Origin of the sequence: Azospirillum endophyticum (assembly GCF_016595245.1) — a bacterium.
Classification (GTDB): domain Bacteria; phylum Pseudomonadota; class Alphaproteobacteria; order Azospirillales; family Azospirillaceae; genus Azospirillum; species Azospirillum endophyticum.
Map to the genome: position 1 here is coordinate 30515 of NZ_JAENHM010000034.1, position 16147 is coordinate 46661.

Sequence of the window (16147 nt, forward strand, 5' to 3'; positions counted from 1 at the left end):
ATGTCCGATGCCATCCTGAACCAAGCCTACGACGTGCAGCGGGTGCGGGAGGATTTTCCCATCCTCGCCCGCAGCGTCCACGCCAGGAAGGGAAAGCCCGGCAAGCCGCTGGTCTATCTGGACAGCGGGGCATCCGCCCAGAAGCCGCGTCAGGTCATCCAGGCCATGACCCGCTTCCTGGAGGAGGATTATTCCAACATCCACCGCGGCGTTCATTTCCTGTCGCAGACCGCGACCGACCAGTTCGAGGCGGTGCGCAGCAAGGTCGCGCGCTTCCTGAACGCCCCGAACGACCGCTGCATCGTCTTCACCCGCAGCTCGACCGAGGCGATCAACCTCGTCGCCTCCAGCTATGGCCGCACCTTCCTGACCGAAGGCGACGAGGTCATCCTGTCGATCATGGAGCATCACGCGAACATCGTTCCGTGGCAGCTGCTCCAGGCCGAGAAGAAGATCGTCATCAAGGTCGTGCCCTGCGACGAGGACGGCGTCCTCGACATGGACGCCTACAAGAACCTCCTGTCCGACCGCACGAAGCTGGTGGCGATCACCCACTGCTCCAACGTGCTGGGCACCGTCACCCCGGCCAAGACCATCGCCAAGCTGGCGCATGAGCGCGGCGTGCCCGTCCTGTTCGACGGCAGCCAGGCGGTGGTGCACGGCACGGTCGACGTGCAGGACATCGACGCCGACTTCTACGTCTTCACCGCGCACAAGCTCTACGGCCCGACCGGCCTCGGCGTACTCTACGGCAAGTACGACCTCCTGAAGAAGATGCCCCCCTACCAGGGCGGCGGCGACATGATCGAGAGCGTCACCTTCGAAGGCACCACCTTCAAGGCACCGCCGTCGCGCTTCGAGGCTGGCACCCCGCCGATCACCGAGGTCATCGGCCTGGGCGCCGCCATCGACTATGTCGAGGCGCTGGGTAGGGACGCCATCGCCGCGCACGAACACGACCTGCTGCAATACGCCACCCAGCAGCTGTCGCAGGTCGAGGGTCTGCGCATCGTCGGCACCGCGCCCGGCAAGGGGCCGATCGTCTCCTTCGCGCTGGAGGGCGTGCACCCGCACGACGTCGGCACCATCGTCGACCAGTATGGCGTCGCCGTGCGCGTCGGTCGCCATTGCGCCGAGCCGCTGGCCGAGCGGTTCGGCGTCGGACCGACCGTCCGCGCCTCCTTCGGCCTCTACAACACCCGGGAGGAGGCCGACGCGCTGGTCCAGTCCCTCCAGGCGGTCAAGGAGTTCTTCGGAGCATGATGGACGATCTGCGCGAGCTGTATCAGGAAGTGATCCTGGACCACGGCAAGCATCCCCGCAACTTCCGCCATCCCGACGACGCCAACCGCGAGGCGAAGGGCGAGAACCCGATGTGCGGTGACCGCTTCATGGTCTATCTGACCCTGAAGGACGGGGTGGTCGACGACGTGGCCTTCCAGGGCCGCGGCTGCGCCATCTCCACCGCCAGCGCCTCGATGATGACGGAACTGGTGCACGGCAAGACGGCGGCGGAGGCTGAAAAGCTCTTCCACGCCTTCCACGAGCTGTGCACCCAGGACGAGCCCGACATCCCCGAGGGTGTCGACGACGAAACCATGGAAAAGCTGATGGTGATGTCGGGCGTGCGCCAGTTCCCGGTGCGGGTGAAATGCGCGACCCTGGCTTGGCATGCCATGAATGCCGCACTCCACGGCGAGGCTGCGGCCTCCAGCGACCAGTATTGAGGCAAGGGGACTCGAAATGCCCGATGAAACCCTGACCCAACGTCCGATGGCGCCGAACCCGGCGGAAGCCGAGGCGCAGATGAAGGCCGACGCGACCGAGACGGCTCCGGATTCCAAGGAGTTCGCCCCGATGCCCCAGCCGCCCGAAGGGTTCGACCCGCGGGAGGAGATCATGGATCGCGTCGTGGCGGCCATCAAGACCTGCTACGACCCGGAAATCCCGGTCGACATCTGGGAACTGGGCCTGATCTACCGCGTGGACATGGATGGCCAGCGCAATGTCGAGATTGATATGACGCTGACCAGCCCCATGTGTCCGGTGGCCGGCGAACTGCCCGAGCAGGTCCGTCAGGCCGTGCTGGGCGTCGAGGACGTCAATGAGGTCAAGATCGAGCTGGTTTGGGAGCCGCCCTGGCACCAGGGCATGATGTCCGAGGAAGCCCGCCTGCAACTGGATATGTTCTGAGCCGTATTAGGAGACCGTCACCATGGCCCGTTCCCTCCCCAAGGCGATCACGATCACCGACGCCGCCGCGGAGCGCGTCAAGGCGCTGATGTCCAAGGCCACCGACGACATGGTCGGCCTGCGCATCGGCGTGAAGGCGCGCGGCTGCTCCGGCCTCAGCTACGACGTTCAGTATGCCAAGGAGAAGATGAAGTTCGACGAGGTGGTGGAGGACAAGGGCGTCACCGTCCTGATCGATCCGGCCGCCGTCATGTTCCTGATCGGCAGCGAGATGGACTATGTTGACGACAAGTTCCAGACCGGCTTCGTCTTCAAGAACCCGAACGAGAAGGGCCGCTGCGGCTGCGGCGAAAGCTTCCACGTCTGATGCTTTCGGCGACCGGCGTCGGGCATGGCGTCCCTCGCCATCCCGATTCATTAGATTAAGAATTATTCGCATTATGTAGGCGATGCGGCTATACCGGAGGGACCGGCGGCCGCGGCGACTGTTTCCATGGCGGCCGGCCTCCTCAATCCGGCATCCGCGCAGTTGTGACCAACCTCCTCCGCCACGCTTTTTCCTCCGCATCTTCCTTCCGGGCCGCAGCATGAGCGGCCCCGTCGGCACTTGGGCGCGCAAGATCGCCGAGTTGTTCGACAGCCACCGGCTGCGGGTGGAACGGGCCATCGCTCGGCGGACCGGCGATCCGCAGAGCGCCGGCGATCTGGCGCAGGACGCCTTCCTGCGGCTGGCCCGCCTGCCCGACGGCGAGGCGGTGCAGAACCCGGCGGGGCTGCTGTTCGTGGTGGCCGATCGCGTCGCGCTGGATCACTGCCGGGCGACGAAGCGCCGGCGCCGGCACGAGGCCGGCCCGCCGGACGAGGATCTGCCCGCAACCGGCCCGACCGCCGAGGCGGTCATCGAGCGGAACGAGACGATGGCCCGTCTGCGCGGCGCCATCGACGCCCTGCCCCCCAAGACCCGCAGCGTCTTCCTGCTCTACCACGTCGACGGGCTTCCCTACCGCGCCATCGGCGAAAGGTTGGGCATCTCGCCACGCACGGTCGAATACCATCTGCGCGCGGCCCTGGAGCAGTGCCGGTCCCACATGAAGCGGCGCCCGCCGCGGTGACCGGCAAGATTCTTTACCGTTACCGGACATTTTCTTTGAGGGATTGGCCCCAACCAACCGTCTTGGTAAGCAAGAGGCAACCGGCGCGTATCCCGAGCGCATCAGCGAGCGATCGATGAACCAGCAGGACGAACAGCACAGCGAACCGGACGAGGACAGGCTGTTCTCGGAAGCGAACGCGTGGTTCTTCCGCCTGCAGGCCGACGACCATACCGCCACGGACCGCGCCGCCTTCGCCTCCTGGCTGGCCCGCAGCCCGGCCCATGCCCAAGCCTTCGGCGAATTGCAGGACCTGCTGCATGACTTGAAGGCCCCGGCCCGAACCGCCGCTGCCGCCCATACGGCTGCCCGTCCACAAGCGCTCCATCGGTCTCCGGCGGCCGGATTTCGCCGCCTCGCCATGGCGCTGACCGTCCTGCTGGCGGTTGGTGGCGTCGGGATCTGGCAGGGGCCGAGACTCTACCAGAATGCGCTGGCCGACCAAGCGACGCCGGCCGGCCAGCGCCGGACGCTGACCCTGCCCGACGGCTCCCTCGCCGAGATGAACGGCGACACCGCGCTCGCACTCGACTTTGGAAATGGCGGACGGCGGGTCCGGATCCTGCGCGGCGAGGCCTGGTTCCAGGTCATGCGCGATCCCGACCGTCCCTTCGTCGTCGATGGCGGGGCCGGGGCCGCCCGCGTGCTGGGCACCCAGTTCAGCGTCCGCCGCGACGACGAGCGCATGACGGTGACGGTAGGCGAAGGACTGGTCGAAGTCGCCGCGTGGTCCGCCGGGAGCCTCCTTGCGGACCCCCATGCGCCTTGGCCGGACAGTGTCCGCCTCCATCCAGGCGAAAGCGCGGAGGCCGGTCCCGAAGGCATGTCCGGCCCGCGGGCGGCCGATCCCGGCGTCGCCTTCGCCTGGCGGCACGGGCAGATCGTGTTCCGCCAGCAATCGCTCGCCTCCGTCGTCGCCGCGCTGAACCGGGAATGGCCGGGCCGCGTAGTTCTGCTGAACGATCAGGCGGCGGACCGCGTCGTTTCCGGCGTCTTCATGCTCGATCGCCCCGACGCCGTGTTCGATGCGCTGGAGCGCGGCCTCGGCGTCCATGCCACCCGCATCACCCCCTACCTGACCCTGCTGCGGTAAAAAATCCGCGCCCTCGAAAAAATCCCCCAGGGATTTCCGTCCCGCCGTCGTCATGTCCGGAAAGAAGAGAATGAGACGCAGTCGCGATCAAGCGGCGCGGGCTCGCAGCGGACGACAGAGGCAAGCGAGATGGCATCGGCGGAGCGTGGGATCTTGAGCGATAAGAACGGGCGCCGGGGCAGCGCCTTCCTGGGGCGGCTGCTGGCGACCACGGTGCTGATCGCGCCGGGCGCCCTGATGGCCCATGCCCCAGCCGCGGTGGCGCAGACCGCGCCGACGGGGGCGGTGCCTTTCGCCATCGCGCCGCAGTCGGTGGACGGGGCGCTCGCCGCCTTCTCCGCCGCCACGCGCATCCAGGTGCTGACCCCGGGTGCGGTGACGCAGGGCGTCGGGTCGCCCGGCGTCAGCGGATCGATGTCGGCGCGCGAGGGGCTGAACCGGCTGCTGTCCGGCACCGGGCTGGTCGCCCGCTTCCTCAACACCGAGACCGTGACGGTCGAGCGCGTCGCCGCCGGCGGGGCGGTCCAGCTCGATCCGGTGCAGATCGAAGGCAACCGGGCGGCCGGCGGTCCCGGTGCCCTGCCCCCCGCCTATGCCGGCGGACAGGTGGCGCGCGGCGGACGCGTCGGCGCTCTCGGCAACCAGGACGTCATGGACGTGCCGTTCAACGTCACCGGCTATACCGCCGAGACCATCCGCAACCAGCAGGCCGAGACGGTCGCCGACGTGCTGGCCAACGACCCGGCGGTGCGCACCGGCTTCGGCTACGGCAATTTCTCCGAGAACATCGTCATCCGCGGCTTCCCGCTCTACGGCGAGGATCTGTCGGTCGACGGGCTCTACGGGACGGCTCCCCGCCAGATCGTCGCCACCGACATGTTCGAGCGGGTGGAGGTGCTGAAGGGCGCCAGCGCCTTCCTGAACGGCGCCGCCCCCAGCGGCACCGGCGTCGGCGGCGGCGTCAATCTGGTGCCCAAGCGGGCGGAGGACGAGCCGCTGACCCGCCTGACCGCCAGCTATGCCATGGACAGCCGCTTCGGCCTCGCCGCGGATGTCGGCCGACGGTTCGGTGAGAACAACCAGTTCGGCGTGCGCGCCAACGCCGCGGTGCGCGGCGGCGAGACCGCCATCGACGACGAGGAGCGGAGGCTGAGGCTCGGCTCCCTGGCGCTGGACTATCGCGGCGACCGCGCCCGGGTGACGCTCGACGTCGGCACCCAGACCCAGCGGGTCGAGCAGGGCCGCACGGTCGTCTATGTCGGCAGCGTCGTCCCGGCGGTGCCGTCCGCCTCGCAGAATTACGCGCAGCCCTGGGCCTATTCGCAGATGCGCGACACCTTCGGCCAAGTCCGGGCCGAATACGACATCCTGCCCAACCTGACCGTCCACGGCGCCTTTGGCATGCGCAGCATGCGCGAGGACGGCGACTATTCCACGCCCACCGTCACGCGCGCCGACGGTACCGCCACCATCAGCCGCCTGACCGTCCCGCGCGAGGATTTCACCGTCACCGGACAGGCCGGCCTGCGCGCCGACATCCATACCGGTCCGGTGCGGCACCAGTTGAACGCCGGCTTCTCGGCCCTGCGCACCACCAACAACAACGGCTATGAATTCGGCGCCACCTCCACCGTCAATCTCTACAATATGGTCGACATCCCTCGGCCGCGGACGACCTCGGCAGCCGGAATAATCGGCGATCCGCCGAAGGTTTCCGAGTCCGTGCTGCGCAGCCTCTACGCCTCGGACACGCTGTCGGTTCTGGACGACCGGGTGATGGTGACGGTCGGCCTGCGCCAGCAGAACATCCAGGTCCGCGGCTACAACCGCACCACCGGCGCCCGCACCTCCGATTATGACCAGTCGGCGCTGACGCCGGTGGTCGGGCTGGTGGTGAAGCCGCTCAAGGAACTGTCGCTCTATGCCAACCGCATCGAGGGGATGGCCCAGGGCCCGACCGCGCCGTCCACCGCCGCCAATTCCGGCGAGATCTTCGAGCCCTACCGCTCGGTCCAGTACGAGGTCGGCGGCAAGCTGGATTTCGGCGGCTTCGGCGGGTCTCTGGCGCTGTTCCAGACCACCCAGCCCAGCGGCGTCACCGACGCCGCCACCCGCCTCTACAGCGTCTCCGGCGAGCAGCGCAACCGCGGCATCGAGCTGATGCTGTTCGGCGAGCCGACACAGGGCCTGCGCCTGCTGGGTGGCGCCACCTTCATCGATCCGGAGCTGACCGACACCGGCAACGCCGCGACTGAGGGCAAGGACGCGGTCGGCGTGCCGCGCCATCAGTTCAACGCCAACGTCGAATGGGACCTGCCCTTCCTGCCGGCCTCCTTCCCGACGGTGACGCTGACCGGCCGCGTCATCCACACCGGGCCGCAATACGTCAACACCGCCAACACGCTGAAGATCCCGAGCTGGACCCGCTTCGACGTCGGCGCACGGATGACCACCGACATCCAGAACCGCCCGGTCACCGTCCGCGCCGCGGTGGAGAACGTGGCGGACAAGGCCTATTGGGCATCGGGCTTCGGCGGCTACCTGACCCAGGGCAATCCGCTGACGGCGAAGCTGTCGGTGTCGGTGGATTTCTGATCGGCTAGGACAGACGGCGGCTTGAGGGCGGCGGCTTGAGGAGGGAACCGATGACCAACCGTACCATCCGGATCTGGACGCTGGTCCACAAATGGACCAGCCTGATCTGCACGCTCTTCATGCTGCTGCTGTGCCTGACCGGTCTGCCGCTGATCTTCCATGACGAGATCGAAGCGTTGACAGCGGAGGACGATCTGCCGGTCCCGCCGGCGGAAACCCCGCTGAAGACCCTGGACGAGGCGGTGGCCTCGGCACTGGCGACCTATCCCGGCGAGCGGCCGCTGTTCCTCAGCTTCGACGAGGATCGGCCGGTGGTGAACGTCACCACCGGCCCGAATGCCCGGCCGCCGGTGTCGCAGATGCATATCTCCGCCATCGACCTGCGCACCACGCGGATCCTCGGCGACCTGAACGAGGACGGCGGCTTCATGCATGTGATGCTGCGCCTGCATGTGGACATGTTCGCCGGCCTGCCCGGCGAGCTGTTCCTCGGCTTCATGGGCTTCCTGCTGTTCGTCGCCACGGTATCGGGGGTGGTGCTCTATGCCCCCTTCATGCGCAAGCTGTCCTTCGGCACCGTGAGAGCGGGGCGCAGCACGCGGCTGAAATGGCTCGACCTGCACAACATGCTGGGCATCGTCACGCTGATGTGGGTGGTGGTGGTCGGGCTGACCGGCGTCATCAACACCCTGTCGGTTCCGCTGGTCGCCTATTGGCGCGCCAACGAGCTGGCCGCCATGATCGCGCCCTACGAGGGCAAGCCGGTTCCGGAACGCTTCGCCTCGGTCGATGCCGCCGTCCGCACCGCGATGGAGGCCGCTCCCGGCATGCGTCCGCAGTTCATCGCCTTTCCCGGCGTCCGCTTCTCCAGCAACCACCATTACGCGGTGTGGCTGAAGGGCGCCACCCCGGCCACCAACCGGATCCTGACCCCGGCGCTGATTGACGCGGAGACCGGGGCCTTCACCGACATGCGCTCCATGCCCTGGTACATGCTGGCGCTGCGCCTGTCCCAGCCGCTGCATTTCGGCGATTACGGCGGGCTGCCGATGAAGGTCCTGTGGGCGGCCCTGGACGTGCTGACCATCGTCATCCTCGGCAGCGGCCTTTATCTGTGGGTCGCCCGCCGCCGCGTTGCCAAGGACCCGGCCACCGCGGCGCCCGGCCTGCGCACCGTCGCCGGGGAGCCCGCGGAATGAAGCCGCGCACCTCCCTCCCCCTGGCGGCGGTCTTCGGCATCCCCGCCGGAATCGGACTCGTCACCGTCGCCGGGCTGGTCACCGCCTTGCTGGACGACGGGCTGGTCGATGCCGTGTCCTGGGTCGCCCTGTCGGTCCCGGTTCTGGTCGCAGCCCGTTCCTGGTGGAAACGCCAGCGCTGAACGGTTTCCCGCCTTGCGCGGCCTTTCCCGCTACGACATCGGGTTGGCCGGCGGCTTCGGCATTTCCGGCAGGGGAATGAACTCGCGGTCGTCGAGGTCGGGCAGCTTCATCCGGCCGGCCTGCCAGTCGGCCTTGGCCTGCTCGATCCGTTCCTTGGACGACGACACGAAATTCCAGTCGATGAATCGCTGGCCCAGCGGCTCGCCGCCGACCGCCATGACGACGGCCTGCGTGGCGGCGGTCAGCACCGCCGGATGGCCGGGGGCGAAGACGATCATCCGCCCCGCCTCGACCCGCCGTCCCTCGGTCTCGACGGCTCCCGACACCACATAGGCGGCCCGCTCCCACCCGTCTTCCGGCAGGGCCACGCGGGCGCCGGGAGCAAGGTCCCAATGGACGTAGAAAAGCGGCGAGTGGGTCTTCACCCCCGCTTTCGCACCGAAGGCCTCGCCCGCCACCAGCCGGCCGCGCACCGCACCGTCGTCGAAGAGCGGCAGGTCGCCGGTGCCGTAATGGGTGAAGGCGGGATCGGTCTCCTCGTCCGCTTCGGGCAGGGCGACCCAGGCCTGGATGCCATGCATCCGCCCGCCCTCGCGGCGGGCCTGTTCGAAGCGTTCGGAATGGGTGATGCCGCGCCCGGCGGTCATCCAGTTCACCTCGCCCGGCCGGATCGGCTGTTCCGAGCCGACGCTGTCGCGGTGCATGATCTCGCCCTCGAACAGGTAGGTGACGGTGGACAGGCCGATGTGCGGATGGGGGCGCACGTCGACATCGCGGGGAAGGCCCGGCTCGAAATCGACCGGCCCCATATGGTCGAAGAAGACGAAGGGCCCGACCATCCGCCGTTGCACGAAGGGCAGAACCCGCCCCACCTCGAAACCGCCGAGACTCTTTCGGCGCTGCTCGATCACCAGCTCCAGCATGTGCGGTCCTCGCGAAAGTCAGGCTTCAGGGGCAGCTTCCGGGTTCAGGCGTGGGAATCGCGCTGCACGGTCTGGATGACCTCGAAGCCCTCGAATTCCGGCGGCCCGACATACAGCGGCTTGCGGGCGCCGGCATTGCCATGGGCATTGCGGAAAGCCTCCGACCGCGTCCAGCCCTGGAAGGCGGCCTCCGACTCCCATACGGTATGGGAGGAATAGAGCCGGTATTCGTCCCGGTCCGGTCCGCGCAGCATGTGGAATTCGACGAAGCCCGGCACCTTGTGCAGATGGACCTCGCGGTTCAGCCAGACCTCCTCGAACTCCTGCTCCGCCCCATGGCGGACCTTGAAGCGGTTCATGGCGATGAACATGCGGAATTTCCTTTCCGGCGTGATCGGCAAGCCCTCACGGAGGAGAGTAAGGTTTGAAAGGCCGTTCGGCAATCGCCCTGCCATCGCGGCGGACGGCAATCGCATTGATGCGGCTTCCCTGCGGCTTCATCGCCCTCCCGAACAGGTCACGCCCGAAGCTTCCGACCGAGGATCGAGCTTCCAACCACCGTCATCAGGATGGTGACGGCCAGAAGGATGAAGGCCAGAGACGCGCCGAACGGCCAGTTGCTGACCCGGCTGAACTGGTCGTAGACCGCCGGAGCCATCATCTGAAACTGCGGGCCGCCGAGCAGCACCGGCGTGGCATAGGCATTCATGCACAGGATGAACACCAGGACGCTGCCGGCCACGACCCCGGGAGTCGCCAATGGCAAGATCACCCGGCGGAAAACGGTCAGGGGCCGTGCGCCGAGATTGGCCGCCGCTTCTTCCGCCTGCCGGGGAATGCCCTCGATCACCGCGGAAAGCGTCAGCACCATATAGGGCAACACCACACCGACGATCCCGACGATCACGGCACCCGGCGTATAGAGCAGTTGGATCGAATGGTCGGAAAGCCCTACACCCTGCAGGGCGGCATTGACCAGCCCTTCATTGCCGAGCAGGGCGATCCATCCCGCCGACCGCACGACGTTGCCGACCAGCAGCGGAAACATCGTGAGGATGGTGACCGCGCTCTTCCATTTGCTTTCCATGCGGGCGAGCCAGTAGGCCGCGGGAAAGGCGAGCAGAACGGTCACCAGCGTGCAGCCGACCGCTACCCCGAGAGTGGTGGCCAGCACGCGCTGATAATAGGGATCGGCGACGGCGCGCAGATAGTTCTCGGCCGTCAGTGCTTCGACCATCAGCGACATCGCGTCGTAATGGTTCAGCGAGATGCGGGCCATCATCAGCATGGGCGCGATGAGCAGCGTGCAAACCAGCAATCCCGCCGGCAGGATGAAGATCGCCATGGCTCGACATCACCCCTTGAAGTCTTTGTTCCAGAAGTCGAGCATCTCGGCCTGGTTGTTGGCGAGATAGCCGAAATCCGGAGTCCAGAAGCGCGCCTGCTCGGCTTCGGTGAAATTCACCTGCTTATCGAGAGCGGGGTCGAGGGGAGCGTCCGACACCGTCGGCACATAGCCCATCTTGGCGGCGAACGCCTTCTGCGCCGACGGCTCCAGCATGGCGTTCACATATTTCAGGGCGTTTTCCTTGTTGCGGGCGTTCTTCGGGACCGCCACCTCGTACACGGTCGGAAAGGCGCCTTCATCGGCGACCACGTGGCCGAGCGGAATGCCCGACTGCTTCCACATGTAGCCGCGTGCGGCGGCAATGATGGTGATCCAGATGTCTTCCGATTTCAGCGCCGCCGCCACGGCTTCAGTCGATGCGAGAACCTTGACATCGAGAGACCGCCACTCCATCAACTTCTTCTTGGCCGGCCCGAAATCGGACATCGAACCGCCCCCGGCAATGGCGGCGAAGGCGGTGTTCGTCGTAAACAGGAAATCGGACAGTCCGATCTTGCCGCGATATTTCGGATCCCAAAGATCGTGGATCGATTTCGGAGGGGTCGGAACGCGTTCTGTGTTGTAGACGATGGTGTGTGCCGAATAGATCTGCGGCACCGAATGCGTTTTCTTGAGAAAAGGCAGGACTTTCGAAAGACGCGGCACGATCTTTTCGGTGACGGGTTCCAGCGCATTCTGCCGGGTTGCGGCGTACATGTCGAAATCCGCGAGGCAGGCGACGTCCATGCTGCCGCGCCGATTCTGGCATTCGGCAAGCAGCTTGGTGCGGCGGGGCACAGGGCCGGAAATGTCCTGAAGCACCTGGATGCCCATCGGCTTCATGATGGCGTTGTCGACGGTTTCGCGCAGCAGGTCGCCGTAATCCCCGCCCCAGGTCCCGACGACCATCTGCGGATCGTCGGCGAAGGCAAGGCGCGGCAACAATGTGGAAGCGGCGGCGGCACCGATCAATCCGCGACGGGTCATCTCGATCATGGTCTCGTTCCTTCCGGTTGGTGTGACGATCAAACGGGAAGCAGCCGCCCGGCCACCGGATCCCAGCTGACGCTGACGGTGTCGCCTGGCTTGAGTTGGTGGAGCGGATCGGCGCGGGACGGTGTGGGACGGATCGCCGTCAAGGTCGTGCCGCCGAGTTCGAGCCGGTATTCGGTCTGCGCCCCGAGATAGAGGATGTTGGAAAGCTTGGCCGGCACGCCGCTGCCGCCCGCTCCCGGCTGCAACGCGATGCGTTCCGGGCGCAAGGCGAACACCGTGGCGTCGCCGGTCGCCCCGCGGACGTCGCACGGAAGGAGATCGCCGCTGCGGCTGCGCAGTGCGCCGCCTTCGACGGTCCCGGGGATGAGATTGCAGCGGCCGACGAAGTCGGCGACGAACGTGTCGGCCGGATTCTCATAGAGGTCTTCGGCCGTGCCGATCTGTCGGACCCTGCCGCCCTCCATCACCACCAGACGGTCGGACATGGTCAAAGCCTCCTCCTGGTCGTGGGTGACCATCAGGGTCGTCAGGCCGAGCCGCTGCTGCAACGCCCGGATCTCGTCCCTCACTTCGGCGCGCAGCTTGGCATCCAGATTGGAGAGGGGTTCGTCGAGCAGGAGGACGGCGGGATTGACGACCAGGGCACGGGCCAGGGCCACCCGCTGCTGCTGCCCCCCGGACAGCTGGCGCGGCAGGCGATCGGCGAGATGGCGGAGCCGGACCAGGTCCAGGGCCTCCGCGATGCGGGCGTCGCGCTCGGCCCGGCCCACCTTGCGCATCTCCAGGCCGAAGCCGACATTGCCGGCGACGCTCATATGCGGAAACAGGGCGTAGGACTGGAAGACCATTCCGGTTTCGCGGGCGTAGGGCGGTGCACCGGTCACATCCCGCCCGCCGATGACCACCACACCCTGCGTCGGCTCGATGAAACCCGCGACCATGCGCAAGGTGGTGGTCTTGCCGCAGCCGGACGGTCCCAGGAGCGAGACGAGTTCACCCTGCCCGACATCGATGTCGACCTGCTGAACGGCGACCGCCGTGCCATATTCCTTGCGAAGTCCCTTGAGAAGAAGCGTGCCCATCGGATGTCCCCTGTTCCCGGCCGGTGCGCCGGCCGGCCGAATTCTTGTCAGATCGCCGCCTTGTCAGACGACGCGCGACAGCTTCACGAAGCGGTCGGTAACCACCATCAGTGCCGCCACGATCAGGATCTGGATCGTCGCCACCGCGGCCAGCGTCGGATCCATGCGGAATTCCAGGTAGTTCAGCATCGCCACCGGCAGCGTCGTCTTGCCGGGTCCGACCAGGAGCAGCGTCAGCTCCAGGTTTTCGAAGCTCTGAATGAAGGAGAACATGCAGGCGGCGACGATCCCCGGCCGCAGCATCGGCAGCGTGACACGCCGAAACACCGTCCACGGCCGGGCGCCAAGGTTGGCCGCCGCCTCTTCGACGACGCGGTCCAGCCCCTGCAGGCTGGCGGTGACGACACGCACCGTCCAGGGGATGGTCAGCAGGATATGGGCCCCGACCAGACCGGGCATCGTACCGACCACGTCCTGGTCCAGTCCATTTTCGATCTTCAGGTAGAAAAGATAGAGTGCCGTGCCGGCCACGACGCCGGGAACCGCGAGCGGCCCGAGCAGCAGCGTGCCGATGGCTCCCTTGGCCGGGATGGAACTGCGCGCCAATGACAGCGCCGCTGCCGTTCCAAGCGGCACGCCGATCACCGTCGCCATCAGGGCGACCTGCACGCTGATGGCGAAGCCGGTGGCGAATTCGCTCCTGGCCCAGGCGTTCGCGTACCAATGCAGGGTGAAGCCGCTTGGCGGGAACGACACGATCTCCTCATTGAAGAGGCTGATGAGCATCACCATCACCACCGGAACCAGCATCAGCAGGTAGGTGAAGACGACAGCCCCCCGGAAAGCCAGACGCGTCGCAGTCATCGGCGATCCTCCGCGTGTGTTGTGGACGCTTCGAGAAAAGCGGGAACGGCCATATGCGCCAGGGCTTCGACGACCGGCAGATGGCCTTCGTGGAAATGGCCGGAGCCATGCAGAAGGTTGACCTGCCCCAGAACTGCCCCGTTCCACCGGACCGGCATGTTGAGGATGCTGCCGCATTCCAGCGCCAGGATCTTGGCATGATCGGGAAAGTCCCGCTCGATATCCTCCCGGTGCCGTCCGAGATAGGGCATGCCCGAGGTCAGCACCCGCTTCATCGTCGGCGCCTCGTCCAGCGACTTTCTGCCCGACGCCGGATAGACGTCGGGTCTGCTGCTGTAGAGCCGGTCCGCCGCCCGGATTTCCGGACGATGGAGAAGCACGGTGAAGAGGCGGTGGCCCAAGAGTTCTCCCAACAGCCGGTCGAGCATGCCGAAGCTGGCCGCAGGTTGGTCATCGCCACCGAGTGCCCGGGCAAGGGACGTCAGCGCGTCGAGTGCGATGGCCGGCCGTCGGCATGCCGGCTCCGTCATGAGGATGCTCCGTCGATCCCGATCATGGGAAGTTCGATCGCCGACGCATGGTCGCCGCCGAACAGCACCCGCAGGAGCGGTGGACGGCCATGCGGAACCTGGCCGCAGTGGTCGGCATCGGCACCGGCGATCGACAGGCGGATACGGCTTCCGGCATCGAAACGCCAAGCCACCGGCAGCAGCGGAATGCGAATGCGTTCGACCCGGCCGGGTGTGAGCGGCTTGGCGTCCGCACGCGTGAAGCTGCGGAACGGCCATGTGGTGCGGTATGTCTCCGGAGCGGGCGTCTCCTTGCGGTGCAGGGCGCGCAGCAATCCTTCGGTGACGTAATGCTCGCGGCCGTCGGCAAGAACCTCGGTCAGGTAGATGAACAGCGCCGCGTCGGGTTCGCTGGATGCAAGCCAGAGGTCAGCCAGCCCGTGCCCCGCCAGTTCCATCTGTCGGTCCAGCGGTTCGGAGTCGTAGCTCAGCATACGGTCGGTGCGGCCCTGCCAGTCGGCGTAATAGCTCCGGCTGTCGATCCCGGCAATGCGTTCGTAGCGGGTCCCCGAGCCGGTACCGATCGAAAAATCGACCTTGTATTCGTTCTCCCCCGCCACGTCATCCGAACCGGCCGCGCCCGGCTCGGCCAAGCGCCGCCCGGCAGACAGGGCATAACGCCGTCCGGTCTCCACCGGCGGCCAATGATCGGCGGCCCGCCATTCCTGCGCGTGCATGGCGAAGTAGTGGATTGGGGCCTCCGCGGCCAGCCCGGTGTCCATCCCCAGGAGATAAGTGTCGAAGAAACGCAGCACTTCGCCCAGCAGAGGGAAGTCCGCCTCGATGCTCGACCGCCAGGGCGAGACGTCGATGCGGGCGCCATGATCCCATGGCCCCAGCAGCAGATGACGCCTGTTCCGCTCCAGCGTCAGGTAACGGGAAATCGCGCCGTTCATGTAGCCGGCCCCGTCGCACCAGCCCGAAACCGATAGGACGGCGACGTCCGGTCGGACCCCGCCCGAAACCGAATAGGGGCTGAAAGAGGCCGAGCTGAAGTCCGGATCATAGGGCAGACCTTCCTCGCGAAAGGTGAATTCGGCCATGAAATCGGTCTGGCGGAAGTTGCCGTAATGCTCGCGGACGGCCTCGCGGGCGAGGCTGCCGTCGGGATCGGCGTCGACTGGCTGCGGTCCTTCGTAATCCGGATTGTTGAAATAGGAGAATTGCTGAAGCACGTCGCGCCGGTCATGGTCGAGACCGATCATCAGGTCGTCGTAAACCTTGGTCAGCGCCTTCAGCTGGATGCCGCCGGGAAAATAATTGTCGGCGTAGGTGTCCCACACCGAGAAGAGCGGCGCGATCGCCTTGACCGCCGGATGGCCGGTGCTCGCCAGGAAATCCGACGCGGCCCCCAGGTAGGATACCCCGGTGGCGCCGACCACGCCGTCGGACCAGGATTGCGACACCACCCAGTCGACGATCTCGCGGCTGTCCTCGCGCTCCTTGGGTGAGCGGAAACTGTCGCGCGTGCCAAAGCTCGCACCGGTGCCCCGCACGTCGACCACGACCACGGCATAGCCGCGGGGAACGAAGAAATCGCGGAACTTGCCCGTATTCGGATTGACCTCGCCGCTACCGCCGGGACGCAGCTTGAACCGGCGGTAATAGGGTGTGAACAACATGATGGTCGGAAAGCGGGGTCGAACAGCTTCGGGCGAATTCGCTTGCGGGATGTAAAAATCGACCGCAAGCCGGCACCCGTCGCGCATGGCGACGTAGCAGGATTGGGGGGATACGACGCTGTAATCGGGCTGACGGCTGGCAACATAGTCTGCTGGCGAGACCTGCCAACCACCACGAGCCTTCATGTCCGCTTCCATTTCATATCCTCGGTTGCTCATAATTTAAGCACAAATGCATGTGCCCATAAGATTGACTTCCGCCACTATGTGTGTCAAATGCGTTATATACC

At 66.5% G+C, this 16147-nt stretch carries 17 protein-coding genes; 9 read left to right on the forward strand and 8 right to left on the reverse strand.

What is annotated here, in order from left to right; genetic code table 11:
* The 9 genes from JHL17_RS11645 (at position 1) to JHL17_RS11685 (ending at position 8413) form a co-directional block, all read left to right on the forward strand.
* Positions 1 to 1263: an aminotransferase class V-fold PLP-dependent enzyme gene (locus tag JHL17_RS11645; RefSeq protein ID WP_200193228.1), complete on the forward strand. Its 1263-nt coding sequence runs from the start codon at positions 1 to 3 to the stop codon at positions 1261 to 1263.
* Positions 1260 to 1727: a Fe-S cluster assembly sulfur transfer protein SufU gene (gene sufU / locus JHL17_RS11650; RefSeq protein WP_200193230.1), complete on the forward strand. Its 468-nt coding sequence runs from the start codon at positions 1260 to 1262 to the stop codon at positions 1725 to 1727. Before JHL17_RS11645 ends, sufU begins: the two co-directional genes overlap by 4 nt.
* Before the next feature lie 16 nt (positions 1728 to 1743).
* The gene (locus JHL17_RS11655) at positions 1744 to 2193 is read left to right on the forward strand and encodes an iron-sulfur cluster assembly protein (RefSeq protein ID WP_200193232.1); all 450 of its coding nucleotides are present in this window, start codon (positions 1744 to 1746) and stop codon (positions 2191 to 2193) included.
* A gap of 22 nt (positions 2194 to 2215) precedes the next feature.
* Positions 2216 to 2560 carry a HesB/IscA family protein gene (locus JHL17_RS11660; RefSeq protein ID WP_200193234.1) on the forward strand — a complete coding sequence of 115 codons (345 nt, stop codon included), beginning with the start codon at positions 2216 to 2218 and terminating at the stop codon, positions 2558 to 2560.
* A 220-nt stretch (positions 2561 to 2780) separates the two neighbouring features.
* The gene (locus tag JHL17_RS11665; protein WP_200193236.1) at positions 2781 to 3305 is read left to right on the forward strand and encodes an RNA polymerase sigma factor; all 525 of its coding nucleotides are present in this window, start codon (positions 2781 to 2783) and stop codon (positions 3303 to 3305) included.
* Positions 3306 to 3420: 115 nt separating this feature from the next.
* Positions 3421 to 4437 carry a FecR family protein gene (locus tag JHL17_RS11670; RefSeq protein ID WP_200193238.1) on the forward strand — a complete coding sequence of 339 codons (1017 nt, stop codon included), beginning with the start codon at positions 3421 to 3423 and terminating at the stop codon, positions 4435 to 4437.
* A 153-nt stretch (positions 4438 to 4590) separates the two neighbouring features.
* A complete protein-coding gene (locus JHL17_RS11675; RefSeq protein ID WP_247893478.1) occupies positions 4591 to 7032 on the forward strand; it encodes a TonB-dependent receptor in 2442 nt (813 codons plus the stop codon).
* A gap of 50 nt (positions 7033 to 7082) precedes the next feature.
* Positions 7083 to 8231 carry a PepSY-associated TM helix domain-containing protein gene (locus tag JHL17_RS11680; protein WP_200193240.1) on the forward strand — a complete coding sequence of 383 codons (1149 nt, stop codon included), beginning with the start codon at positions 7083 to 7085 and terminating at the stop codon, positions 8229 to 8231.
* A complete protein-coding gene (locus JHL17_RS11685) occupies positions 8228 to 8413 on the forward strand; it encodes a hypothetical protein (protein WP_200193242.1) in 186 nt (61 codons plus the stop codon). The genes JHL17_RS11680 and JHL17_RS11685 overlap by 4 nt, the downstream gene beginning before the upstream one ends.
* A gap of 30 nt (positions 8414 to 8443) precedes the next feature.
* Here JHL17_RS11685 and JHL17_RS11690 read toward each other — a convergent pair whose 3' ends face one another.
* The 8 genes from JHL17_RS11690 to JHL17_RS11725 all read right to left on the reverse strand — a co-directional run bounded on the left by JHL17_RS11690 (position 8444) and on the right by JHL17_RS11725 (position 16076).
* Positions 8444 to 9337, reverse strand: a complete 894-nt coding sequence (locus JHL17_RS11690; RefSeq protein WP_200193244.1) for a pirin family protein — start codon at positions 9335 to 9337, stop codon at positions 8444 to 8446.
* 44 nt (positions 9338 to 9381) lie between these two features.
* A complete protein-coding gene (gene hmuQ, locus JHL17_RS11695) occupies positions 9382 to 9708 on the reverse strand; it encodes a heme-degrading protein HmuQ (RefSeq protein WP_200193246.1) in 327 nt (108 codons plus the stop codon).
* A 146-nt stretch (positions 9709 to 9854) separates the two neighbouring features.
* Complete coding sequence (locus JHL17_RS11700) at positions 9855 to 10682, reverse strand: ABC transporter permease (RefSeq protein WP_200193248.1); 828 nt, start codon at positions 10680 to 10682, stop codon at positions 9855 to 9857.
* 9 nt (positions 10683 to 10691) lie between these two features.
* Positions 10692 to 11720 carry an extracellular solute-binding protein gene (locus JHL17_RS11705; RefSeq protein WP_200193250.1) on the reverse strand — a complete coding sequence of 343 codons (1029 nt, stop codon included), beginning with the start codon at positions 11718 to 11720 and terminating at the stop codon, positions 10692 to 10694.
* Positions 11721 to 11749: 29 nt separating this feature from the next.
* Positions 11750 to 12802, reverse strand: coding sequence for an ABC transporter ATP-binding protein (locus tag JHL17_RS11710; protein ID WP_200193252.1), 1053 nt, complete (start codon positions 12800 to 12802; stop codon positions 11750 to 11752).
* A gap of 63 nt (positions 12803 to 12865) precedes the next feature.
* Positions 12866 to 13666, reverse strand: coding sequence for an ABC transporter permease (locus JHL17_RS11715; RefSeq protein WP_200193254.1), 801 nt, complete (start codon positions 13664 to 13666; stop codon positions 12866 to 12868).
* Positions 13663 to 14196 carry a GAF domain-containing protein gene (locus JHL17_RS11720; protein ID WP_200193256.1) on the reverse strand — a complete coding sequence of 178 codons (534 nt, stop codon included), beginning with the start codon at positions 14194 to 14196 and terminating at the stop codon, positions 13663 to 13665. The genes JHL17_RS11715 and JHL17_RS11720 overlap by 4 nt, the downstream gene beginning before the upstream one ends.
* Positions 14193 to 16076, reverse strand: a complete 1884-nt coding sequence (locus JHL17_RS11725; RefSeq protein ID WP_345773787.1) for a CocE/NonD family hydrolase — start codon at positions 16074 to 16076, stop codon at positions 14193 to 14195. Before JHL17_RS11725 ends, JHL17_RS11720 begins: the two co-directional genes overlap by 4 nt.
* Between the last annotated feature and the right edge of the window lie 71 nt (positions 16077 to 16147).